The 21,739-nt window shown below is 60.3% G+C and carries 22 protein-coding genes; 14 read left to right on the forward strand and 8 right to left on the reverse strand.

Annotated elements, in window-relative coordinates; genetic code table 11:
• Positions 1 to 115: 115 nt before the first annotated feature.
• On the forward strand, positions 116 to 613 hold the full coding sequence (gene ruvX, locus FBZ99_RS03440) for a Holliday junction resolvase RuvX (RefSeq protein ID WP_095434546.1): 498 nt from the start codon (positions 116 to 118) through the stop codon (positions 611 to 613).
• On the opposite strand, the gene FBZ99_RS03445 is transcribed toward ruvX, so the two are convergent.
• The 5 genes from FBZ99_RS03445 to FBZ99_RS03465 form a co-directional block, all read right to left on the reverse strand.
• On the reverse strand, positions 547 to 882 hold the full coding sequence (locus FBZ99_RS03445) for a DUF6105 family protein (protein WP_145631349.1): 336 nt from the start codon (positions 880 to 882) through the stop codon (positions 547 to 549). The two genes, ruvX and FBZ99_RS03445, sit on opposite strands and share 67 nt — an antisense overlap.
• Positions 883 to 1,181: 299 nt before the next feature.
• On the reverse strand, positions 1,182 to 1,838 hold the full coding sequence (locus FBZ99_RS03450) for a TetR/AcrR family transcriptional regulator (protein WP_145631352.1): 657 nt from the start codon (positions 1,836 to 1,838) through the stop codon (positions 1,182 to 1,184).
• A 154-nt stretch (positions 1,839 to 1,992) separates the two neighbouring features.
• Positions 1,993 to 2,187: a type II toxin-antitoxin system RelE/ParE family toxin gene (locus FBZ99_RS33405; RefSeq protein ID WP_281408380.1), complete on the reverse strand. Its 195-nt coding sequence runs from the start codon at positions 2,185 to 2,187 to the stop codon at positions 1,993 to 1,995.
• Positions 2,188 to 2,281: 94 nt separating this feature from the next.
• Complete coding sequence (locus FBZ99_RS03460; protein WP_145631355.1) at positions 2,282 to 2,527, reverse strand: type II toxin-antitoxin system ParD family antitoxin; 246 nt, start codon at positions 2,525 to 2,527, stop codon at positions 2,282 to 2,284.
• A gap of 83 nt (positions 2,528 to 2,610) precedes the next feature.
• Complete coding sequence (locus FBZ99_RS03465) at positions 2,611 to 4,269, reverse strand: acyl-CoA dehydrogenase family protein (protein ID WP_145631358.1); 1,659 nt, start codon at positions 4,267 to 4,269, stop codon at positions 2,611 to 2,613.
• Positions 4,270 to 4,454: 185 nt separating this feature from the next.
• Between FBZ99_RS03465 and FBZ99_RS03470 the strand changes: the two genes are divergently transcribed.
• The 10 genes from FBZ99_RS03470 (at position 4,455) to rpmG (ending at position 16,067) form a co-directional block, all read left to right on the forward strand.
• Positions 4,455 to 5,411: an aspartate carbamoyltransferase catalytic subunit gene (locus FBZ99_RS03470; protein ID WP_069614943.1), complete on the forward strand. Its 957-nt coding sequence runs from the start codon at positions 4,455 to 4,457 to the stop codon at positions 5,409 to 5,411.
• On the forward strand, positions 5,408 to 6,697 hold the full coding sequence (locus FBZ99_RS03475; protein ID WP_145631361.1) for a dihydroorotase: 1,290 nt from the start codon (positions 5,408 to 5,410) through the stop codon (positions 6,695 to 6,697). Before FBZ99_RS03470 ends, FBZ99_RS03475 begins: the two co-directional genes overlap by 4 nt.
• A 34-nt stretch (positions 6,698 to 6,731) precedes the next feature.
• Positions 6,732 to 7,349, forward strand: a complete 618-nt coding sequence (gene plsY / locus FBZ99_RS03480) for a glycerol-3-phosphate 1-O-acyltransferase PlsY (protein ID WP_145631364.1) — start codon at positions 6,732 to 6,734, stop codon at positions 7,347 to 7,349.
• Positions 7,349 to 8,497 (forward strand): DNA-processing protein DprA, encoded by a 1,149-nt coding sequence (gene dprA, locus FBZ99_RS03485; protein WP_145631367.1) that lies wholly within the window; start codon positions 7,349 to 7,351, stop codon positions 8,495 to 8,497. Before plsY ends, dprA begins: the two co-directional genes overlap by 1 nt.
• A gap of 279 nt (positions 8,498 to 8,776) precedes the next feature.
• Entirely contained in the window at positions 8,777 to 11,449 is a 2,673-nt protein-coding gene (topA, locus tag FBZ99_RS03490; RefSeq protein ID WP_145631808.1) for a type I DNA topoisomerase, read from the forward strand.
• A gap of 92 nt (positions 11,450 to 11,541) precedes the next feature.
• Complete coding sequence (gene rnr / locus FBZ99_RS03495) at positions 11,542 to 13,824, forward strand: ribonuclease R family protein (RefSeq protein WP_442966439.1); 2,283 nt, start codon at positions 11,542 to 11,544, stop codon at positions 13,822 to 13,824.
• A 32-nt stretch (positions 13,825 to 13,856) separates the two neighbouring features.
• On the forward strand, positions 13,857 to 14,312 hold the full coding sequence (locus FBZ99_RS03500; RefSeq protein WP_113233023.1) for a DUF983 domain-containing protein: 456 nt from the start codon (positions 13,857 to 13,859) through the stop codon (positions 14,310 to 14,312).
• 35 nt (positions 14,313 to 14,347) lie between these two features.
• Positions 14,348 to 14,626, forward strand: coding sequence for a hypothetical protein (locus FBZ99_RS03505; protein WP_113328959.1), 279 nt, complete (start codon positions 14,348 to 14,350; stop codon positions 14,624 to 14,626).
• Entirely contained in the window at positions 14,619 to 15,803 is a 1,185-nt protein-coding gene (locus tag FBZ99_RS03510; RefSeq protein WP_069614950.1) for an MFS transporter, read from the forward strand. The genes FBZ99_RS03505 and FBZ99_RS03510 overlap by 8 nt, the downstream gene beginning before the upstream one ends.
• Positions 15,804 to 15,899: 96 nt before the next feature.
• Positions 15,900 to 16,067, forward strand: a complete 168-nt coding sequence (rpmG, locus tag FBZ99_RS03515; protein ID WP_003587245.1) for a 50S ribosomal protein L33 — start codon at positions 15,900 to 15,902, stop codon at positions 16,065 to 16,067.
• Positions 16,068 to 16,891: 824 nt separating this feature from the next.
• Here rpmG and FBZ99_RS03520 read toward each other — a convergent pair.
• A complete protein-coding gene (locus FBZ99_RS03520) occupies positions 16,892 to 18,265 on the reverse strand; it encodes a PleD family two-component system response regulator (protein WP_113328961.1) in 1,374 nt (457 codons plus the stop codon).
• Positions 18,266 to 18,281: 16 nt separating this feature from the next.
• Positions 18,282 to 18,653 carry a response regulator gene (locus FBZ99_RS03525; RefSeq protein WP_028754034.1) on the reverse strand — a complete coding sequence of 124 codons (372 nt, stop codon included), beginning with the start codon at positions 18,651 to 18,653 and terminating at the stop codon, positions 18,282 to 18,284.
• A gap of 131 nt (positions 18,654 to 18,784) precedes the next feature.
• Here FBZ99_RS03525 and FBZ99_RS03530 point away from each other — a divergent pair, with 131 nt between their 5' ends.
• On the forward strand, positions 18,785 to 19,093 hold the full coding sequence (locus FBZ99_RS03530) for a DUF3572 domain-containing protein (protein WP_069614952.1): 309 nt from the start codon (positions 18,785 to 18,787) through the stop codon (positions 19,091 to 19,093).
• 2 nt (positions 19,094 to 19,095) lie between these two features.
• Positions 19,096 to 19,743: a hypothetical protein gene (locus tag FBZ99_RS03535; RefSeq protein WP_145631371.1), complete on the forward strand. Its 648-nt coding sequence runs from the start codon at positions 19,096 to 19,098 to the stop codon at positions 19,741 to 19,743.
• 17 nt (positions 19,744 to 19,760) lie between these two features.
• Here FBZ99_RS03535 and FBZ99_RS03540 read toward each other — a convergent pair whose 3' ends face one another.
• Positions 19,761 to 20,339, reverse strand: coding sequence for a GNAT family N-acetyltransferase (locus FBZ99_RS03540; RefSeq protein WP_069614954.1), 579 nt, complete (start codon positions 20,337 to 20,339; stop codon positions 19,761 to 19,763).
• Positions 20,340 to 20,422: 83 nt separating this feature from the next.
• Here FBZ99_RS03540 and FBZ99_RS03545 point away from each other — a divergent pair, with 83 nt between their 5' ends.
• Positions 20,423 to 21,712, forward strand: coding sequence for a DNA polymerase IV (locus FBZ99_RS03545; RefSeq protein ID WP_145631373.1), 1,290 nt, complete (start codon positions 20,423 to 20,425; stop codon positions 21,710 to 21,712).
• Positions 21,713 to 21,739: the final 27 nt, after the last annotated feature.

Consider the following 21,739-nt stretch of genomic DNA (forward strand, 5'->3'; position numbering starts at 1 on the left):
GATTTCTCCTTATGACTTGATTTGAAATGTGAGGCTGGTGTCTAGGAGATATCTCAAACCGCAACAAAGAAAAGCGGTTAGGACTTCAATTTGTTTTGACAGGAGCAGTACCCTGATGACGACGCTGACCATCGAAGATCTAGCCGTGATGCTCCTGCCCGGTCAGCCGATTGCCGGTCTCGACCTCGGCACGAAGACGATTGGATTGGCTATGTCGGATCTCGGGCGGCGTTTCGCCACGCCTCGCCCTGTCATCAAGCGCGTGAAATTCACCCAGGATGCCGAAACATTGCTCGCCTTCGCCGAGAAGGAAAAGGTCGCAGCTTTCGTCATAGGGCTCCCGATGAACATGGATGGCTCCGCCGGGCCGCGCGTGCAGGCGACACGCGCCTTCGTGCGTAGCATGTCGGAAAAGACCGCCCTTCCCTTCGTCTTCTGGGACGAGCGGCTTTCGACCGTTGCGGCCGAACGGGCGCTGCTGGAAATGGACGTCTCGCGGGCCAAGCGCGCCGAGCGCATCGACTCGGCGGCGGCAAGCTTCATTCTTCAGGGAGCCTTGGACAGGCTATCGGCACTCGGCAGGGCCGCCTTGCCCGATTCGGACGCCTCCTGACGGCGCTTCCACCATCCGATGATGGCTGCCCGTCGGCGAAAGCCGTAGATCGCGAAGACCAGAAAGCTGTCGAAAGCGATGGCGCGCGCCACCAGCGGCGGAATGGTCTCGGGTGGAATGCCGAGGATCTTGCCGTAGACATCGAAGACCAGGTCATGCATCTGCCGCGTCAGCATGAAGATGCCGAAACTCATGTCGTAATACGACAGGTAATACCATGCCCCGAGAAACGAGACCGGTCCGGCCCAGCAAATCAACAACCACTTCATGCGGTACCCCTTCGACGCTGAAATTGCGTCGTGCCAGCCGAAAGGACAAGCCAGTTCGACAGCGCCATGGCGCTCAACACCATCGCGGGCAGCGTTATATCTAGTGCAAGGACGGCGAAGAACATCGCCGCCGTGACGAGAAATGCTAATTTAGCGGGTTTCAACCCCATGGCCGCACGCTTGATGGTTAACTAATCGTTCTCCGACAGTGACGAGTTAACCGCTGCGGCGCAATGTAAACCATTTGTTAAGGTTAATGGCGAAGCGAGCCTGTGGATATCCCTGCCCGACGGCTGGCATCAGCCGTAAACGCCGCGCACGATCCGCTTCAAGGCCGTCGCCGCCTTCTCCCAATCCTTGCCGTTCTTCAAGACAAGGCCGGCGCATTGTTCGCTGACGGCCGCAGCCAGGACGATATGCTGGATGGCCGCAAAGATCATGGCATTGACGGCCTGAGCATCGACGCCCTTGGGAGGCACGAGAGAGCCGCGCATGCGCTCGATCCAGCCGGCGAGCGCCTTGGATCGAGCCTCGGACAGGCGGCGCACCTGCTCGCTATTCTCGGAGACTTCCCAGGCGACGATGCGGCGCATGAGGGGATCGGCGCGCAAAGCATCGAGAAACAGCATCGAAAGCCGCTCCATCAGATCGCCATAGGTCAAAAGGAACATGCCGCCGGTATCGTCCGGAATGCGATCGGTGACCCAGCTGCCGAGATCGGTGCCGATGGCCTCCACAAGGCCATTCAAGCCGCCATAATAGCGGTAGATCAGCTGCTTGTCGCAGCCGGCACCGCGGGCCACCGCATTGATACCGAAATTCTGGAATCCCTCCTCCGCCAGCAGCCGCTTGGCGGCATCGAGAATTGCCTGTTCCGTCGCGGCACGATTACGCACACGCTTTTCCACGACAGGCATTTCCACCGGGATTTTAACGGCAGTATTTGCGACGGCCATCGACTCGACTCCAATCTGTCACCGAGCGGTGAATAGCAAGCCGGATCGCCTCGAACAATGAAGTCATCAGGGCTCTTGTCCGTCAAATCGCGCGAATCCACAGATTAGAAATGTTGACCAAACCACACTGCCGTTCCGGATGCCAGACATCTCTTCAAAGATGCCGACCGATATCCATTCGCCGGTGCAATATGCGAATGATCGCGACCTCGCCATCCCGTAAAAGATAGTAGATCACGTGAGAGCCTACGGCATATTTGAAATAGCCGTCACGGATGTCAGTCGCGCGACCAATTTTCTCCCCGGACGCTAACCCCTCGAAAGCTGCAACGATTTCAGCATGGTAGATCTCGGCTTGCCTTACAGATCAGTTCTCGACCGTATATCGCCAGATACCTTCAAGATCCGCCACCGCAAGAGGCGAAAGACCGTACTTGCGAGGCCTATTCACCATAGGTCGCGCGCATTCGCATGAGGAATGCAGCGTTATCAAAGGAAGCGACCTCCCCGGACTCTTCCCCGGCGATCAACGCATCCTGCAGAGCCTTGACCTTTACCTCGTGCTCTTCAAGCAGGCGCAAACCTGCGCGAACAACATCACTGGCAGAGCCATACCGGCCTGTCTTTATCTGCGCTTCGATGAAGGCGCTGAAATGATCTCCCAGCGAAACGGATGTATTGCGAGCCATGAAGCCCTCCTACCGATACCAATAGATAATAAATATTGGTATCGCGTCATCAAGGATACAGTTACGCAGCCGGCAGCATGGTTTTATGTCGCCGGCGGATACAGCAGATCGACGATGTAGCTGGCATCGAAGCGTGAATCGAGCATTCCATAGGTGGCGCGCCAGCCGCCGGCGAGACGGGTTTCTATGAAGGCGTCAGCAATCTTGCCGGCTCCGAGGCGATAGAGCTCGGCGGCACCGGCGGCGAGCGCCATTTGCTCGACCAGCAGGCGGGCAGCACCCTCATCCTGCTCGCAAAGTGCCATGGCAGCGCGCAGGACGTCGATAGTCTTCTTGCCGGCCGGGCCGAGATCGCGGGCAAGGCCGGCAAAGACTGTTTCGAACAGGTCCCTGCCCCGGTTGAGTACGCGCAGTACGTCGAGCGCCATGACATTACCGGAGCCTTCCCAGATCGCGTTAACAGGGGCTTCGCGGTAATGGCGGGCGATCGGGCGCTCCTCGATGTAGCCGCTACCGCCGATGCACTCCATGGCTTCGTAGATCAGCGCCGGCGCGATCTTGCAGCACCAGTATTTGGCAACCGGCGTCATGACGCGCGCATAGGCGGCATCTTCGCTGCTGCCGCTGGCCTTGTCGAAGGCCTCGGCCAGGCGGAAGGCGAGCGCGGTTGCGGCGGCGACATCGAGCGCCATATCGGCAAGCACGCGCGTCATGATCGGCTGGTTGACCAGCATCTTACCGAAGACGCTGCGGCCGCGCGCATGATGCACAGCTTCGGCGAGCGAGGCGCGCATGATGCCGGCGGAGGCCAGCGCGCAGTCGAGCCGCGTCAGCGTCACCATATCCAGGATCGTGCGGATGCCAGCATCGGGTGCGCCGAGCAGGAAGCCGAACGTGTCGGTGAACTCGACTTCGGAGGAGGCATTTGAGCGATTGCCGAGCTTGTCCTTCAGGCGCTGGAAGTGCAGGCCGTTGGCCGAGCCATCCTCAAGCAGCCGCGGTACCAGGAAGCAGCCCATGCCGTCCTTGGTCTGGGCAAGCATGATAAAGGCATCGCTCATCGGTGCCGACATGAACCACTTATGGCCCGAGAGCCTGTAGATGCCTTCGCTGACCTTGTCGGCACTCGTCTTGTTGGCGCGCACATCCGTGCCGCCCTGCTTTTCCGTCATGCCCATGCCGATGGTGACGGCACTCTTCTGCATGGCGGGCTTGTTGGACGAATCGTATTTGCGCGACAGAATCTTCGGCGCCCAATCCTTCTGCACCGCCGGGGAAGCCATCATGGCGGCAACCGAGGCGCTGGTCATCGTCAGGGGGCAGAGGTGGCCGCATTCGAGCTGAGCCGTCAGATAGAAGCGAGCGGCGCGCACCTTGTGCGAGTGACCCTTCGCCTCCGGATCGGCTTGCGCATCCCAGATCGAGGAATGCAGGCCCATCGCCATGGAGCGGCGCATCAGCGCATGCCAGGCCGGATGGAATTCCACGACATCCAGACGCTCGCCGCGCGGCCCATGGGTGCGCAGCTGCGGCGTGCCCTGGTTCGCCATGCGCGCCAGTTCCTGCGCCTCGTGCGAGGTGACGAAACGACCATGCTGCTCCAGCTCTTCCCGGATCGAACGCGGCAGGCCGGAGGTGAGATCGACGATCAGCGGATCGGAACGATAGGCATTGATGCCGGTCCAGAGGCTCGGCTGGTTCAGGTCGGCAAAGGGGTCGTCAGTCCGGATCGGTTGGGTCATGAATCGCTTGTAGAGCAAGTAGGTTGCAAAGGGAAACTGGAAGTTACGTCTCCCACCGGCATAGCTCCTGTAGCGGGATTCGGGCGAAATTGCATGGGGAACACGCAGCCTCGGCGCACGCCGCCGCTTGCCCCATCGGCGCTCCCTCTTTATAGACCGCCTGACGAAATCCAGAGGGCAGGTTCATGGTCTTCTTTCCCCACCGCCACCTCATCGGCATCAAGGGCCTCACCGAGCAGGATATTACCTATCTTCTCGACAAGGCTGACGAGGCGGTCAAGATCAGCCGCCAGCGCGAGAAAAAGACGTCGACGCTTCGCGGGTTGACGCAGATCAATCTCTTCTTCGAAGCATCGACGCGTACGCAATCCTCCTTCGAGCTTGCCGGCAAACGGCTCGGCGCCGATGTGATGAACATGTCAGTCGGCAATTCCTCGGTCAAAAAAGGCGAGACGCTGATCGATACGGCGATGACGCTGAATGCGATGCGACCCGATGTGCTTGTCATCCGCCATTCGAGCGCGGGTGCCGCAGCACTTCTGGCGCAGAAAGTCTCCTGCTCCGTCGTCAACGCCGGCGACGGCCAGCATGAGCATCCGACCCAGGCCCTGCTCGACGCGCTGACGATCCGCCGCGCCAAAGGCAAGCTTTCGCGCATCATCGTGGCGATCTGCGGCGACGTGCTGCATTCGCGCGTGGCCCGCTCCAATATCCTGCTTCTCAACGCCATGGGGGCACGCGTCCGCGTCGTTGCCCCCGCCACGCTGCTGCCGGCAGGCATCGCCGACATGGGCGTCGAGGTCTTCCATTCGATGAAGGAAGGGCTGAAGGATGCCGACGTCGTGATGATGCTCCGGCTGCAGCGCGAGCGCATGTCAGGCGCCTTCGTGCCTTCGGTGCGCGAATATTATCACTTCTACGGCCTCGACGCCGAGACGCTCAAGGCCGCCAAGGAGGATGCGCTCGTGATGCATCCAGGCCCGATGAACCGCGGGGTGGAAATCGCCTCCGAAGTGGCCGACGGCCCGCAAAGCGTCATTGCCGAACAGGTGGAGATGGGCGTCGCCGTCCGCATGGCCGTGATGGAGACCCTGCTCGTTTCGCAGAACCAGGGACCCCGCACTGAGGGAGTGGGCGCATGAGCAACTCGATCGTCCTCCAGAACGTCCGGACCATCGACCCCTCGCGCGATCTCGATGAGGTCGGTACGATCGTCGTCGAAGACGGCGTGATCGTTGCCTCCGGCAAGGATGCGAAGAGCCACGGCATTCCCAAAGGCGCGACGGTTCGCGATTGCAATGGGCTTGTCGCCATCCCCGGCCTCGTCGATGCGCGTGTGCATGTCGGCGAACCCGGCGGCGAGCATCGCGAAACCATTGCCTCCGCCAGCCGTGCGGCAGCAGCGGGCGGCGTCACCTCCTTCATCATGATGCCGGACACGGATCCGGTCATCGACGATATCGCGCTGGTCGAGTTCGTTAGGAAGACGGCGCGCGATACCGCCGCCGTCAATGTCTATCCGGCAGCCGCCCTCACCAAGGGGCTTGCCGGCGAGGAGATGACGGAAATCGGCCTGCTGCGGGAAGCCGGAGCCGTCGTGTTCACCGATGCCCATTCGGGCGTCCACGACAGCCAGGTCCTACGCCGCATCATGACCTATGCGCGCGAATTTGGCGCCGTGATTTCCTGCGAAACACGCGACAAATATCTCGGCGCAAACGGCGTCATGCACGAAGGGCTTCTGGCAAGCTGGCTAGGGCTTTCTGGCATTCCGAAGGAAGCTGAACTGATCCCGCTGGAGCGCGACCTTCGCATCGCGACGCTGACGCGCAGCCATTACCACGCTGCTATGATCTCCGTGCCTGAATCGGCAGAGGCGATCCGTCTCGCCCGCTCGCGCGGCGCCAAGGTCACCTGCGGCATCTCGATCAACAATCTCGCCCTCAACGAGAATGACATCGGCGAGTACCGGACCTTCTTCAAGCTCTATCCGCCGCTGCGCTCCGAGGATGACCGCACGGGCATGATCGAGGCGTTGGCGGATGGCACGATCGACATCATCGTCTCCTCGCACGATCCGCAGGATGTCGATACGAAACGTCTGCCGTTCGGCGAGGCTGAAGACGGTGCCGTCGGGCTCGAAACGCTGCTTCCGGCAGCACTCCGGCTCTATCACAGCGGCCAAGTCGGCCTGATGCGCCTTGTCGACGCGCTCTCGACGCGGCCGGCGCAGATCTTCGGGCTTCCCGCCGGCACACTGAAGCCCGGTGCCAAAGCGGATATCGCTCTCGTCGATCTCGACGAGCCTTGGCTTGTCGCAAAAGACATGCTTTTGTCGCGCTCGAAGAATACGCCCTTCGAGGATGCGAGAATGAGCGGCCGGGCGGTTGCAACCTATGTCGCCGGTAAGCTGGTTCACAGTCTCTGAGGCAAGCGCCAGGGTTTACGGAGAATAAGACGCGATGGCTGATTTCTGGACTTGGCAGCTTACCTTGCAGACCGCGCTTGCCGCCCTCATCATCGGCTATCTGCTCGGCTCCATCCCCTTCGGCCTGTTGCTGACCCGTATGGCCGGTCTTGGCGATGTGCGCAATATTGGTTCGGGAAACATCGGCGCAACCAATGTGCTGCGCACCGGCAATAAGGGGCTTGCGGCCGCAACCCTGCTACTCGATGCCTTCAAAGGTACGGCCGCCGTCCTGATCGCCGTGCACTTCTTCGGCGAGGATGCCGGCGTGCTGGCCGGCTTCGCCGCCTTCATCGGCCACATCTTCCCGGTCTGGATCGGCTTCAAGGGCGGCAAGGGTGTCGCCACCTATCTCGGCATCTTGCTCGGCCTCGCGCCGCTGATGGCTTTGATTTTCGCTATCGTCTGGCTGGCGATCGCCTTTACCACGCGCTATTCCTCACTTTCCGCATTGGTTGCAACTCTTGTCATCCCGGTTGTATTGTGGATATTGGGCGTCGACAAGATCGCCGCTGTCATGGCGCTGATGACCGTCATCTCCTGGTATAAGCATAGGGCAAATATTGCCCGGCTGACTGCGGGAACGGAAGGCAAGATCGGAGCAAAGGGATAATGGACACAGGCAGCGCAAGACGGACGGGAGTTGCGCTGACCGAAAAACAGAGGATCGCCTGGCTCAGGCTCATCCGCTCCGACAATGTCGGTCCCTCCACCTTCCGCGATCTCATCAATCACTATGGTTCGGCCGAAGCGGCTCTGGCCGCTCTGCCGGAGCTTTCGCAGCGTGGCGGCTCGACGCGCGCGATCCGCATCGCCGACGAGCGGGATGCATTGCGAGAACTGGAAGCAGCGCATCGTTTCGGAGCGCGCTTCGTTGGCATCGGTGAACCGGACTATCCCCCTGCCCTTCGCGAGATCGATGGCGCTCCACCGCTGCTGGCCGTCAAAGGCAATGTGCCGACAGCGACGCGCCCGGCCATCGGCATGGTCGGCTCGCGAAATGCATCGATCAGCGGTGTCAAATTCACGGCCATGATCGCACGCATCTGTGGCGAGGCCGGCTATGCCGTGGTCTCGGGCCTGGCGCGCGGCATCGATACGGCAGCCCATCGCGCAAGCCTCCCAACCGGCACGATCGCCGCTATGGCAGGCGGGCTGGACCAGCCTTATCCACCCGAGAATATCGGCCTGCTCAACGATATCTGGGATGGTAACGGGCTTGCCGTGAGCGAGATGCCGTTCGGCTGGGAACCTCGGGCGCGCGATTTCCCGCGCCGCAACCGCCTGATATCAGGCATATCGCTCGGTGTCGTAGTCGTCGAGGCGGCAACGCGATCCGGCTCGCTGATAACCGCACGCCTGGCCGGAGAATTCGGCAGGCTTGTCTTTGCCGTTCCCGGCTCGCCGCTCGATCCACGCTGCGAAGGGACGAACGGCCTGCTGAAAGACGGCGCGATGATCGTCACGTCACCGGACGATATCGTTGAGGCGTTGCGACCGCTCGCCGAGCCGGACCTCTTTCGCCCGCGCCCCGCCGCGCCGCCCGTTGAAAGAAGCGGACCGCTCTCCGCGCCGCCCGATGACGCCGAGCGCGACCATATCGTCGAAGCACTCGGGCCGACGCCGGTCGAAATCGACGATATCGTCCGCCACACCGGCTTATCGATATCTGCCGTTCACTCCGTTCTTCTCGAACTCGACATGGCTGGTCGGCTGCATCGGCACCCCGGCGGACTGGTGTCGATCTCCATGCTGGATTGAAAACTGTGACACGCGTACCGATTCTAAGCATCGCATCGTCGCGCCAAGCGCAAAAATCGCATTACAGTGCCACGCGTCACATATGACGAGCAAAGGTCGCTGTAACACGTTAAAGGTGCTGCACAATTTTATCCTTCAATCGATTCCGATTTAAGGAATTATGCAGTAGCCTCTTGACCGCGACGATTTCCCTGTCCATGTCGGAAGGCCGGGAAGACGGAAAAACCCGGTATCTCCCGCGTCTTATACCGGCGCGACCTCGTATTCAGAGACTTGATGATGAACGTTGTAGTGGTGGAATCGCCTGCCAAGGCCAAGACAATCAATAAATATCTGGGACCCGGATATAAGGTTCTTGCATCCTTCGGCCATGTGCGTGACCTGCCCGCCAAAGACGGTTCGGTGCTGCCGGACCAGGATTTCGAAATGCTGTGGGAAGTCGATGGTGCCTCGCAAAAGCGCATCAAGGACATCGCCGATGCGCTGAAAACCTCCGACGGCCTGATTCTCGCGACCGACCCGGATCGCGAGGGCGAAGCCATTTCCTGGCATGTGCTCGACGTGCTGAACAAGAAGCGCGTCATCAACGGCAAGCCGGTGAAGCGCGTCGTCTTCAATGCCATCACCAAGAAGGCCGTTCTCGACGCCATGGCCGAGCCACGCGACATCGACGTGCCGCTGGTAGATGCCTATCTCGCCCGTCGTGCCCTCGACTATCTCGTCGGCTTTAACCTGTCGCCGGTTCTCTGGCGCAAGCTGCCTGGCGCCCGTTCGGCTGGTCGCGTACAGTCCGTTGCCCTTCGTCTCGTCTGCGATCGCGAGTCGGAGATCGAACGCTTCATCTCGGAAGAATACTGGAACCTCTCAGCGATCCTGAAGACGCCGCGCGGCGACGAGTTCGAAGCGCGTCTGGTCTCCGCTGACGGCAAGCGCCTGCAGCCGCGCGCGATCGGCAACGGCGAAGAGGCCGGCAAGCTAAAGGCCCTGCTCGAAGGCGCCTCCTATATCGTCGACACCGTCGAAGCGAAGCCGGTCAAGCGCAACCCCAGCCCGCCATTCACCACTTCGACGCTGCAGCAGGCCGCCTCCTCGAAGCTCGGCTTCTCGGCCTCGCGCACCATGCAGGTGGCACAGAAGCTCTATGAAGGCGTCGATATCGGCGGTGAGACCGTCGGCCTTATCACCTATATGCGTACCGACGGCGTGCAGATGGCGCCGGAAGCAATCGATGCGGCACGCCGCGCCATCGCCAACCAGTTCGGTGACCGTTACCTGCCGGAAAAGGCGCGTTTCTATTCCACCAAAGCAAAGAATGCCCAGGAAGCGCACGAAGCGATCCGCCCGACCGATTTCGACCGCGTGCCGGATCGCATCCGCAAATTCCTCGATGACGACCAGCTGAAGCTCTATGACCTGATCTGGAAGCGCGGCATCGCCAGCCAGATGGCATCGGCCGAAATCGAGCGCACGACCGTCGAGATCCTGGCCGATAACGCCGGCAAGAAGGCCGGCCTGCGCGCCGTCGGCTCCGTCATTCGTTTCGACGGCTTCATCGCCGCCTATACCGATCAGAAGGAAGATGGCGAGCAGAGCGACGACAGCGAAGAAGGCGGTCGTCTGCCGGAAATCAATGCCCGCGAAAACCTCGCCAAGCAGAAGATCAACTCGACCCAGCATTTCACCGAACCGCCGCCGCGCTATTCGGAAGCATCGCTGATCAAGAAGATGGAAGAGCTCGGCATCGGCCGCCCCTCCACCTATGCGGCAACGCTCGCAACGCTGCGTGACCGCGATTATGTGACCATCGACAAGCGCAAGCTGGTGCCGCAGGCCAAGGGACGGCTGGTGACGGCTTTCCTCGAAAGCTTCTTCACCAAGTATGTGGAGTATGATTTCACGGCCGATCTCGAAGAGAAGCTCGACCGCATCTCCGCTGGCGAGCTGAATTGGAAGGACGTGCTGCGCGACTTCTGGCGTGATTTCTTTGCCCAGATCGAGGACACCAAGGAACTCCGCGTCACCAATGTGCTCGATGCGCTGAACGATGCGCTGGCACCGCTCGTCTTCCCGAAGCGGGAGGATGGCAGCGATCCGCGCATTTGCCAGGTGTGTGGCACGGGCAACCTGTCACTGAAGCTTGGCAAATACGGCGCCTTCGTCGGCTGCTCGAACTATCCGGAATGCAATTATACCCGCCAGCTTTCGTCGGAAGGCGGCGCGGAAGCCGAATCCAACGGACTAAACGAGCCGAAGGCGCTCGGCGCCGATCCGGTAACGGGCGAAGAGCTGACGCTGCGTTCGGGCCGCTTCGGTCCCTATATCCAGCGCGGCGACGGCAAGGACGCCAAGCGCGCCTCCCTGCCGCGCGGCTGGAAGCCCGAGGATATCGATTATGAGAAGGCGATGGCGCTGATCTCGCTGCCACGCGATATCGGCAAGCATCCGGAAACCGGCAAGATGATCTCTTCCGGCATCGGCCGCTACGGGCCTTTCCTTCTGCATGACGGCAGCTATGCCAACCTCGAAAGCGTCGAGGACGTCTTCACCGTCGGTCTCAACCGCGCGGTGACGCTGATTGCCGAAAAGCAGAGCAAGGCAGCTGGCGGCAAGGCACGCGGCGGCACACCGGCAGCACTGAAGGAACTGGGCGAGCATCCGGATGGCGGCGGCGCGATCACCGTTCGCGACGGCAAGTACGGCCCCTATGTCAACTGGGGCAAGGTCAATGCGACGCTGCCGAAAGGCACGGATCCGCAGGCGATCACGGTCGAGGAAGCTCTGGCTCTGATTGCTGCCAAGGCGGGCAAGAGCGGCGGCACCACCAAGAAGGCGCCCGCCAAGGCAAAGACCGCGGCAGCCAGCGCAAAAGCGACGAAAACGACCGCCAAGCCGAAGGCTGCTGCAAAGAAGCCTGCGGCCAAGACGGCAGCGAAAAAGAAGAGTGCAGAGTGAGCAGAGAACCGCGCGGCAAGATTTCATCGTCGGAGCGACGCCCCGGCAAGTCTGGTCGCGCGATCAAGCGGGGCGAGAGTGCAGAGCCGATGATGGCCATCATGCACGGCGTTCTGCCGCCGCGCGAGGTCATCCTGCGCTTTATCGCTGATCATCCGCAGCAGGCGTCCAAGCGCGAGCTTGCCAAAGCCTTCGGCCTGAAGGGTGAGAGCCGCGTCGCGCTGAAGGACCTTTTGCGCGAGCTCGAAGAAGAAGGCATGGTGCAGAAGAGCCGCAAGTCGCTCATCCGCCCCGGCGCGCTGCCACCGATCGCCGTGCTCGACATCACAACGCGCGACAAGGATGGCATGCTGATCGGCCGTCCCGCCGAATGGGCTGAGGAAAATGGCGTCGCGCCTGCCGTGTTGATCAAGCAGTCTTCCTCGCCGGCCGGCCGCAACGGCAAGGGCAAGGCGCCGGTCGCCGGCATGGGCGACCGCATTCTTGCGAAGATCTTCTCAGCCGTCGATCGCGGCGGCCCAGCCTATACGGCTCGCATCATCAAGGTCATCGACAAGCGGCAGGGCGCCTCCATGGGCGTCTTCCGCGAAACGCCTGGCGGCGGCGGCCGCCTGATGCCGATCGAACGGCGCGGCGAGGAGATGGTGATCGACCCGGATTATACCGGCGGCGCCAAAGACGGCGACCTGGTCGAAGTCGAAGTGGCGCGTCTCGGCCGCTTCGGCCTGCAGCGCGCCAAGGTTCTGTCGGTCATCGGCTCCGTCGCCTCGGAAAAGGCGATCTCGATGATCGCCATTCATGCGCACGGAATTCCACATGTCTTCCCCCCCGCCGTGATCACGGAGGCCGATGCCGCAAAGCCGGCCACCATGTCCCATCGCGAGGATTGGCGCAGCCTGCCGCTGATAACAATCGACCCGGCCGACGCCAAGGACCATGACGACGCTGTCTACGCCGAAATGGATCCCTCGCCCGACAATCCGGACGGCGTGATCGTCACCGTCGCCATCGCCGACGTCTCCTGGTATGTGCGTCCGAACTCGCCGCTCGACCGCGAGGCGCTGAAGCGGGGCAATTCGGTCTACTTCCCCGATCGCGTCGTGCCGATGCTGCCCGAGCGCATCTCCAATGATCTTTGCTCGCTTAAGGAAGGCGTCGACCGCCCTGCCCTCGCGGTTCGAATGATCTTCTCCAAGGAAGGCCGCAAGGCCGGGCATACGTTCCATCGCATCATGATGAAGAGCGCGGCCAAGCTTTCCTATCAGCAGGCGCAGGCGGCGATCGATGGCAAGCCCGACGACAAGACCGGTCCGATGCTGGAACCGATCCTGAAGCCGCTCTGGCACGCCTACAACATTCTTAAAAAGGGCCGTGACCGGCGCCAGCCGCTCGAGCTCGACATGCCCGAGCGCAAGATCCTGTTGAAGCCGGACGGCACCGTCGATCGCGTCTTCGTGCCGCCGCGCCTCGATGCGCACAAGCTCATCGAAGAGATGATGATCCAGGCGAACGTTGCCGCTGCCGAGACGCTGGAAAAGCGGAAGCAGGTACTGATCTATCGTATCCACGATGGCCCGACGCTCGCCAAGCAGGAGGTGTTGCGCGAATTCCTCGCCACCCTCGGCATATCGCTTGCCAAGGGCGGCAACGTGCGCGCCAACAGTTTCAACGGCATCTTGGCGAAAGCCGAGGGTACGGCGCATCAGACCATGGTCAACGAGATGGTGCTGCGCTCGCAGAGCCAGGCGATCTACAGCCCCGACAATATCGGGCATTTCGGCCTGAACCTGATGAAATACGCCCACTTCACCTCACCCATCCGTCGCTATGCCGACTTGATCGTGCATCGTGCGCTCGTCGGCTCGCTCGGCCTCGGCGAAGGTGCGATCACACCGGACGAAGAGGCGTCGCTCGACGATATCGCAGCTGAGATCTCGACCTTCGAGCGCCGCGCCATGGCCGCAGAGCGTGAGACGGTCGACCGGCTGATCGCCCATCACCTCGCCGGTCAGGTCGGCGCGGAATTTGAGGCCCGGGTCGGCGGCGTCACCAAGTCGGGACTTTTTGTCACCCTGCCGGAGTATGGCGCCGACGGTTTCATCCCTATATCTACGCTCGGCACCGATTACTTCATTTATGACGAGGCGCATCAGGCGCTGACGGGTGAAAGAACGGGGCTCGGCTATCGTCTCGGCGACGATGTGACGGTGAGACTGGCGGAAGCCGTGCCGCTTGCCGGAGCCCTGCGCTTCGAAATGCTGAGCGACGGCAAGCCTATGCCGACGGCGGTGCGCTCCTTCCACAAGGCGACCCGCCGCAACAAGAGCCTGGCCCGCAAGGCGCCGGGCACGAGACCGCCGCGCGGCCGCAGGTAAAGAACGGCTGCCGGCACGGAGGAAGCGTATTCATGACGGGCAGCCCATCCGACTCTCCCATCCGCTTCGGCGGTTCAGACGAGAGCGAACGTCCGCTCGGACGGTCGATTTCCCGCGGCATGCTGAACCGCTGCCCGCGCTGCGGCACCGGCAAGCTCTTTCGCGCTTTCCTGAAGCCTGTCGACCGTTGCGCGGTCTGCGACGAAGATATTTCCCACCAGCGCGCCGATGACCTGCCGCCCTATCTGGTGATCCTCGTTCTCGGCCACCTCATCGTCGGCGGCTACATGCTGACTGATATGACCTTCAAGCTGCCGCTCTGGGCGCATCTCGCCATCTGGGCACCGATCACCATTATCGCGGCACTTGCCATCATCCAGCCGATTAAGGGTGGCGTCATCGGCCTGCAATGGGCGCTGCGCATGCATGGCTTCGGCGGCCATGATGACAGCCCGGAGGAATGGGATCAGGGGAACGATCGTTCGTGACGATAGGTGCCCGCCCCCGCAGCCGGCCAGCGCCCATGGCCGAAGTTGTCTTGCCACATCGCACTCTTCTATCGGGAATCGTCGTCGATTCGACTAATATTCGCCATTCGCGCGAGCTCGTTAATCAGCAACGGCTTGACATCGGCAACATTTCTTGTCTGAACATGCCCCGCGTCAAGGGGACCATTCCGGAGGGTTTGACCGATCTCATGAAAGCCGACCCGTCACCTGAATTTGGCCGAGCCGTGCCTTTCTATGTTCCGCGTCCGGATCGATTCGACCGTCTCATGCTCCAGGAATCAGTTTATGCTTGAACCGACGAACGACAAGGCCGGCCATGTCGAAGAAATTCACTGGCCTTCGCTCGTCGCAGCCATAGCGTCCGTATCCGCCGTCGGCATCGCCATCGGCCTTGGCCTGCCGCTTCTGAGTATCATTCTTGAAAAACGCGGCGTTCCCTCAAGTCTGATCGGGCTCAATACTGCGATGATGGGCGTCGCTTCGATGCTGGCAGCGGTCGTCACGACCAAGCTCGCGCACCGCTTCGGCGTCGTGCAAACGATGATCTGGGCCGTCTTCCTGTCGGCACTGAGCTCGCTCGGCTTCTATTATGCGGAAAATCTGCTGCTGTGGTTTCCGCTGCGCATCGTCTTTCATGGGGCGACGACGACGCTGTTCATCCTGTCGGAGTTCTGGATCAATGCCGCTTCGCCGCCTTCGAAGCGCGGCTTCGTGCTCGGGCTTTACTCCACCGTGTTCTCGCTCGGTTTTGCGGCCGGCCCCCTGCTCTTTTCCGTTGTCGGCAGCGAAGGCTTGATGCCCTTCATCATCGGCGCCTGCATCATTCTGGCTGCTGCCATCCCGATCTTCATCGCCCGCAACGAGAGCCCGATCGTCGACGAGAAGCCGGAGCTGCATTTCGTCCGCTACATCTTCCTGGTGCCAACGGCGACAGCCGCAGTCTTCGTGTTCGGCGCGGTCACCGTCGGCGGCGGCTCGCTCTTCACCAGCTATGCGACACGTCTCGGCTTCAACGAATCACAGGCCGCACTGCTGCTGACCGTCATGGGCGTCGGCAATTTCGTCTTCCAGATTCCACTCGGCCTGCTTGCTGACCGCATGCGCGACAAGCGGCCGTTGCTGTCGATCATGGCCACGATCGGGCTTGTCGGAGCGCTTCTGCTGCCCTCCCTAGCATCGAACTGGATCATTCTCGCGATCATCCTGCTCTTCTGGGGAGGCTGCGTTTCCGGCATGTATACGGTCGGGCTCAGCCATCTGGGCACGCGGCTGACCGGCGTCGATCTGGTGGCGGCCAACGCGGCCTTCGTCTTCTGTTACGCCGTCGGCATGGTTCTAGGGCCGCCGACGATCGGTACCGCCATGGATCTCGCCAATCCGAGCGGCTTTGCCTGGGCTGTGGCCTTTTTCTTCGGCCTTTATGTCCTGCTTTCGGGAATACGCCTGCTTTTCATGGGCAACAGAGGTTGACTTTTCGGGCGCGATTTGTATTTTCGCGCCAGAATTCGCCGTGGACCTCCGCACTGGCCGTCCACGGCGTTCATTTTTATTAAAGGCAGGACGACCATGGCCAAGGCTACCACCATCAAGATCAAGCTGCTGTCGACGGCCGACACCGGTTTCTTCTACGTCACGACGAAGAACAGCCGTACGATGACGGACAAGATGACGAAGACGAAGTACGACCCGATTGCTAAGAAGCATGTCGAGTTCAAGGAAACGAAGATCAAGTAAGTTTCCTAAACTTTAGGTTACAAAAAGGTGCTAAACCCTCGGGTTGGCGCCTTTTTTGTTTTGGCGGTATCGTCTCGATCGTTGTCCGATTTTGCGACGTCAGTTAGAAAACTCCCGCGTGGAGCAATGGCCTGCCGTGTCGGTAGAAAAGAAAAACGCCGCCTTCGACGAACGAAGAGCGGCGTTTTAAAATTGGGGGCCGGCTAGCCTGCAAAACGGCACGAGGAACCGTTATCTTTCTGCCTGCCAGCCGACCGACCCCACGACCCAGGAGATGCGGCGGACCTGAGCATCATGGGGTATCCCGGAACCCTTGCGGGTTGTCCATGTACGAGACTAAATTCGCGCGAAACCGAAAGAAAATCAACAAATTCTTAATGATAAAAAATGCCTGTCTGCTCGGATGGTTAAAATTCATGACTTTGGTGGAAAGGAATGTCCGATAGTCTTAGTGAAATTAACTCAAGAAACTATCAAGAATAAAGTGATAATGCCTCCTTTGTTAGAAAAGATCGAATACAGATATTCAAGAGCATTTGAATATACAAATTACATTCAGTTAATCGGTCAACTTTCAACGGACATCTCATCAACACGCCGCCAACAAAACAAAACTATATGCCGATAAGACAAGAATATTTCGAAATTACCCGAAAAGCGAAGGTATCTGGCGAATTCAAAAGTATAAGTATGCAGCGTTTCTTTAAAACAAGGCTATGTGACGATGCCCGCAGGATAAAGAACAAAAAATTTTGAACTGTTGTTCAAAACCTGAAAAATACCCTCAATATTCACGGGCGGCCGCATTTCTCCGCCATTCATCCCTAGGCCGCTGAAGCTACAACCCTATTGCGTCCTGCTCTTTTGGCCTCGTAAAGCGCAAGGTCCGCCTGCTTCATCAACTGCTCCGGCGTCTCGATCGTCTCCAAACGGCACGAAATTCCGAAGGAAGCGGTGATGTTAAGCGCAACACCGTTTTCGCGTAATTTCACCGGCATATTTTCTACCGCAGCGCGTAGTCGTTCCGCGACCGCGGCGGCCGTATCGGCAGGCGTATCCGGCATAACCACAACGAACTCCTCGCCCCCATAACGGCATGCGAGATCTGCGCCGCGTACCGTGGAACGGATTCTCGCGGCGAATTCCTTGAGAACTTCATCGCCGGCATCGTGGCCATGGGTGTCGTTGACGGTCTTGAAGCGATCGATATCGGTAATCAATATCGAGAGCGGCCGGCCCCGCGCCAGGGAACGGTCGAAAAGCACCTTGAGGTGATTGTCGAGATAGCGCCTGTTATGCAGGCCAGTGAGCGCATCGGTGACGGCAAGCTCGATCGTCTGCTGTACGCTGGCGCGCAGGCGATCATTATAGCGTTTGCGGCGTATCTGCGTGAGGCAGCGCGCGACGAGTTCGTTCGGATCGATCGGCCGGACGATATAGTCGTTGACACCGAGATCCAGCGCGCGGACGATCATGTCGTCTGCGCCCTGCTCCGTCACCAGCAGCACGGGCAGAAAACGCGTGCGCTCCAGCGAACGAAGCTGCGAGCAAAGCCGCAGCGGGTCGTAGTCGTCGAAATTCGAATTGACGATGACCAGTTCGAACGCCCGTTCAGCAGCCTCGAACAGAGCGGCCTGCGGATCGGACATTGCGACGACCTGGGCGATCGGCTTGAGCGTGCGGATGATACGCTCCTGCGAATTGGCGCGGCCATCGACCAGCAGTACCTGGCCGGCTTCCTCGGTGCGGCCGTCGCCAGCCCGCATCAGATCGTCAATACCGAAATTGCGCGCAGTCTCGTTGCGCATATGCAGCTCGTCGCTCAATGTCTTCAAGCGAAGCAGGCTCTTGACGCGCGAAATGAGCTGCAGGTCGTTGACGGGCTTGGTCAGGAAATCGTCGGCACCGGCCTTCAGGCCGCGCACACGGTCGGCAGGCTGATCGAGCGCCGTGACCATTACGACGGGTATATGGGCGGTGCGGGGATCGGATTTCAGGCGTTCGCACACCTCAAAACCATCCATGCCGGGCATCATAATATCGAGGAGGATGAGATCGACCTGCGTGCCCGCGCAAATGGCGAGCGCCTTCAGGCCGTCTTCGGCTGTCAGCACTTCGAAATATTCGGCAAGCAGCCGCGCTTCCAGAAGCTTCACATTGGCCGGAATATCGTCGACTACCAGGATGCGTGCGGTCATCAGCTCTTCCCCATCATCAGGCGTCGCCCAGATAGGTCTTTATGGTCTCAATGAATTTCGGTACCGAAATCGGCTTCGAGACATAGGCCTCGCAGCCACCTTGGCGAATGCGCTCCTCATCGCCCTTCATGGCGAAGGCCGTGACCGCGATCACAGGGATCACGTGAAGATCGTCGTCTTCCTTCAGCCATTTGGTGACCTCCAGACCGGAAACTTCCGGCAGCTGGATATCCATGAGGATCAGATCGGGACGGTGCTTGCGCGCGAGATCGAGCGCTTCCATGCCGTTGCGGGTCTGGATCGTCGTGTAGCCGGACGCTTCGATCAGATCGCGAAAGAGCTTCATATTGAGCTCGTTGTCTTCTACAATCATTACCTGCTTAGGCATGGAAAGCTGTCCCTGCATCCGGTATTGCATCCATTCTCTCGAAATATAGGGTCGCGAGGAACCGATTCCAGAAATACTTGAATCGCAAACTACCGGCATTTGGTTGAAAAATAGGTAACTCACCCGTCAAAATGCAAAGTAACTTCAAGAACCCGAAGAAGAGCGCGGCCGACCCGCAAGAGACTGCCATTGCCGTACTCGGCTGGCTGGCCAATGAACCGGATATGTTCGGCCGCTTCTTGGCGCTGACCGGCATAGAGCCGGCACAGGTGCGCAACGCCATCAACGAGCCGGCCTTTCTTGCCGGTATGCTCGATTTTCTCATGAACCACGAACCGACATTGCTGGCCTTCTGCGAGGCCAGCGGCATTGCGCCGGAGGCCGTCGCCGCTGCATCGGCGCATTTTTCGCCGCCAGGCCTTGCCTCTGGAGAATACTGATCATGGATGCCCCGATCGAATTCGACGTATCGCATATCCAGCTGCAGGAGCGGCCGCTGATCGTTTGCGATGTCGACGACGTCGTCTTGCACTTCTTTGCGCCCTTCCTGACCTTCATCGAGGCAGAAGGCCATGAATTCCTGCCGCGTTCCTTCCGGCTGACGGGCAACATCGTCTCCAAGGCCAACGGCTCTGCGCTGGAAGAAAAGGATGTTCATCGGCTGATCGGAGCCTTCTTCGAGGTACAGGAAAAATGGCAGACACCACTCGATCGCGTGGTCGATACGCTCGGCGAATTCTCGAAAGACGCTGACATCGTTTTCCTCACCGCCATGCCGCCGCAGTTCTGGGAACAGAGGCGGCGACTGCTGGACAGACTCGAGCTTACCTATCCACTGCTCGCGTCGCTGCAGCCGAAGGGGCCGATCGTGCGCTCGCTGCATCGGCGGCGCGAGATGCCCCTCGCCTTCGTCGATGACATGGCCCACAATCTGCATTCGGTCAGCGAGCATGTTCCGGAGTGCCTCCTCATCAATCTGAAACCGGATTCCATCGTCCACCGCATGGCACCGGCAGCGGCCGCGGGTATTCCAGAAGCCAACGAATGGAGCCAGGCAGCGCCGCTGATCCAGGCCCATATCGCGCGCTGACGCCGCCCAAGCTGCCCTCAGAGCACGAGGCGCATCAGAGGCCTGCCATCCTTGCGCTTTGCAACTTCCAAAAATCCGGCGGCCTCGAAGATGCGCTGCGAACCGACATAGAGACCGACGGATTTCGACTGCTTGGTACGCTCGATCGGACAGCCTTCGAGCAACCGCGCGCCTGACGCACGGGCAAAATTCACGGCCTCCGACAACATGCGGTGGCTGTGTCCCTTGCCGCGATCCTTCGAATTCATGAAGAAGCAGCTCACCGCCCAGACGGAACTGTCTTCCGCATCGGCGGGATCGAGCGGACGCGACACCGTTTTCGGCGAGTTCCATTGCGGCAGCTCTGCACGCGGACCGACCTGCACCCAGGCGATCGGTTGTCCATCATTATAGCCTAGAAGGCCGGGCGGCGGCCCAGCCGAGATTCGCTCGCGGATCAACTGCTTCTTTGCTGCTGCATCCATCGTCTTGCGCTGCGATGTCGGGACGCGGAAATAGGTGCACCAACAGCCATAACAGGCGCCGCTTGGCCCAAACAACGTCTCGAAATCGTCCCATCGGTCTGGCGTCAACGGCTGCACGATTAAATTCTGCACTCCCGCCTCCCCGGCAGTTTTCCAGCTTGAGACTCGCAAGCTTAGAACATAAAGTGGCGATGTTCAATTTTTGTTCTCGTTCCATGACCCATGCGCCCGACAAGATCTCCGGCTTCTGTCGCGATTGCTTGAGCGAGCAATCGGGCATGCGCACGCGCTGTCGGAGCTGCGGCAGCCCCCGCCTCGTTTACCACCGGGAGCTCTACGCACTGACGCTGGCGCATATCGATTGCGATGCCTTCTATGCCTCCATCGAAAAACGCGACAATCCGGAGCTCGCCGATAAGCCTGTCATCATCGGCGGCGGCAAGCGCGGCGTCGTCTCCACCGCCTGCTATATCGCCCGCATCCATGGGGTGCGCTCCGCCATGCCGATGTTCAAGGCGCTGGAAGCCTGCCCACAGGCTATCGTCATCCGTCCAAACATGGAGAAATACGTCCGCGTCGGCCGCGAGGTTCGAGGCATGATGCAGGACCTGACGCCGCTGGTTCAGCCGCTTTCGATCGACGAAGCGTTTCTTGAACTCGACGGCACGCAGCGGCTCCATCACGATCCGCCGGCTCGCATTCTCGCCAAGTTCGCCAAGCGGGTGGAGCAGGAAATCGGCATTACCATCTCCGTTGGGCTGTCGTACTGCAAGTTCCTCGCCAAGGTGGCCTCCGACCTGCAGAAGCCGCGAGGCTTCTCCGTCATCGGCAAGGAAGAGGCCCTCTCCTTTCTGGAGCCACGGCCAGTCACGACGATATGGGGTGTCGGCAAGGCCTTTGCCGCGACGCTCGAAAGTGATGGCATCCGCACTATCGGCCAATTGCAGGCCATGGAGGAAGGCGATCTCATGCGCCGTTACGGCGTTATCGGGCAGCGGCTTTTCCGCCTCTCTCGCGGGATCGACGACCGGACCGTGCATCCAAACGAAGCCGCGAAAAGCGTGTCTTCCGAAACCACCTTCTTCGAAGACATCGGGCGTCATGAGGATCTCGTGCCGATCCTGCGCGATCTCTCCGAGAAGGTTTCCCGGCGTCTGAAACGCAGCGGCATTGCCGGCCAGACCGTCGTGCTGAAGCTCAAGACCTCGGATTTCAAGATCCGCACGCGTAACCGCCGTCTGGAGGACCCGACCCAACTTGCAGACCGGATTTTCCGCACCGGTCTGAGGCTGCTCGAACCCGAAACGGGTGGGACGAAGTTTCGCCTCATCGGCATCGGCGTCACCGATCTTGGCGATGCTGGACGCGCAGATCCGCCCGATCTTATCGACGTTCAGGCCACGCGACGGGCCGCGGCGGAAGCAGCCATGGACAAGCTGCGAGAGAAATTTGGTAATAAGACAGTCGAAACCGGTTACACGTTCGGCGACAAAAACCACAAATAACAATTACTTAGCACAAGTCACCATATG

Origin of the sequence: Rhizobium sp. ERR 1071, from assembly GCF_007828675.1 — a bacterium.
In the GTDB taxonomy this organism is placed as follows: Bacteria; Pseudomonadota; Alphaproteobacteria; order Rhizobiales; family Rhizobiaceae; genus Rhizobium; species Rhizobium dioscoreae.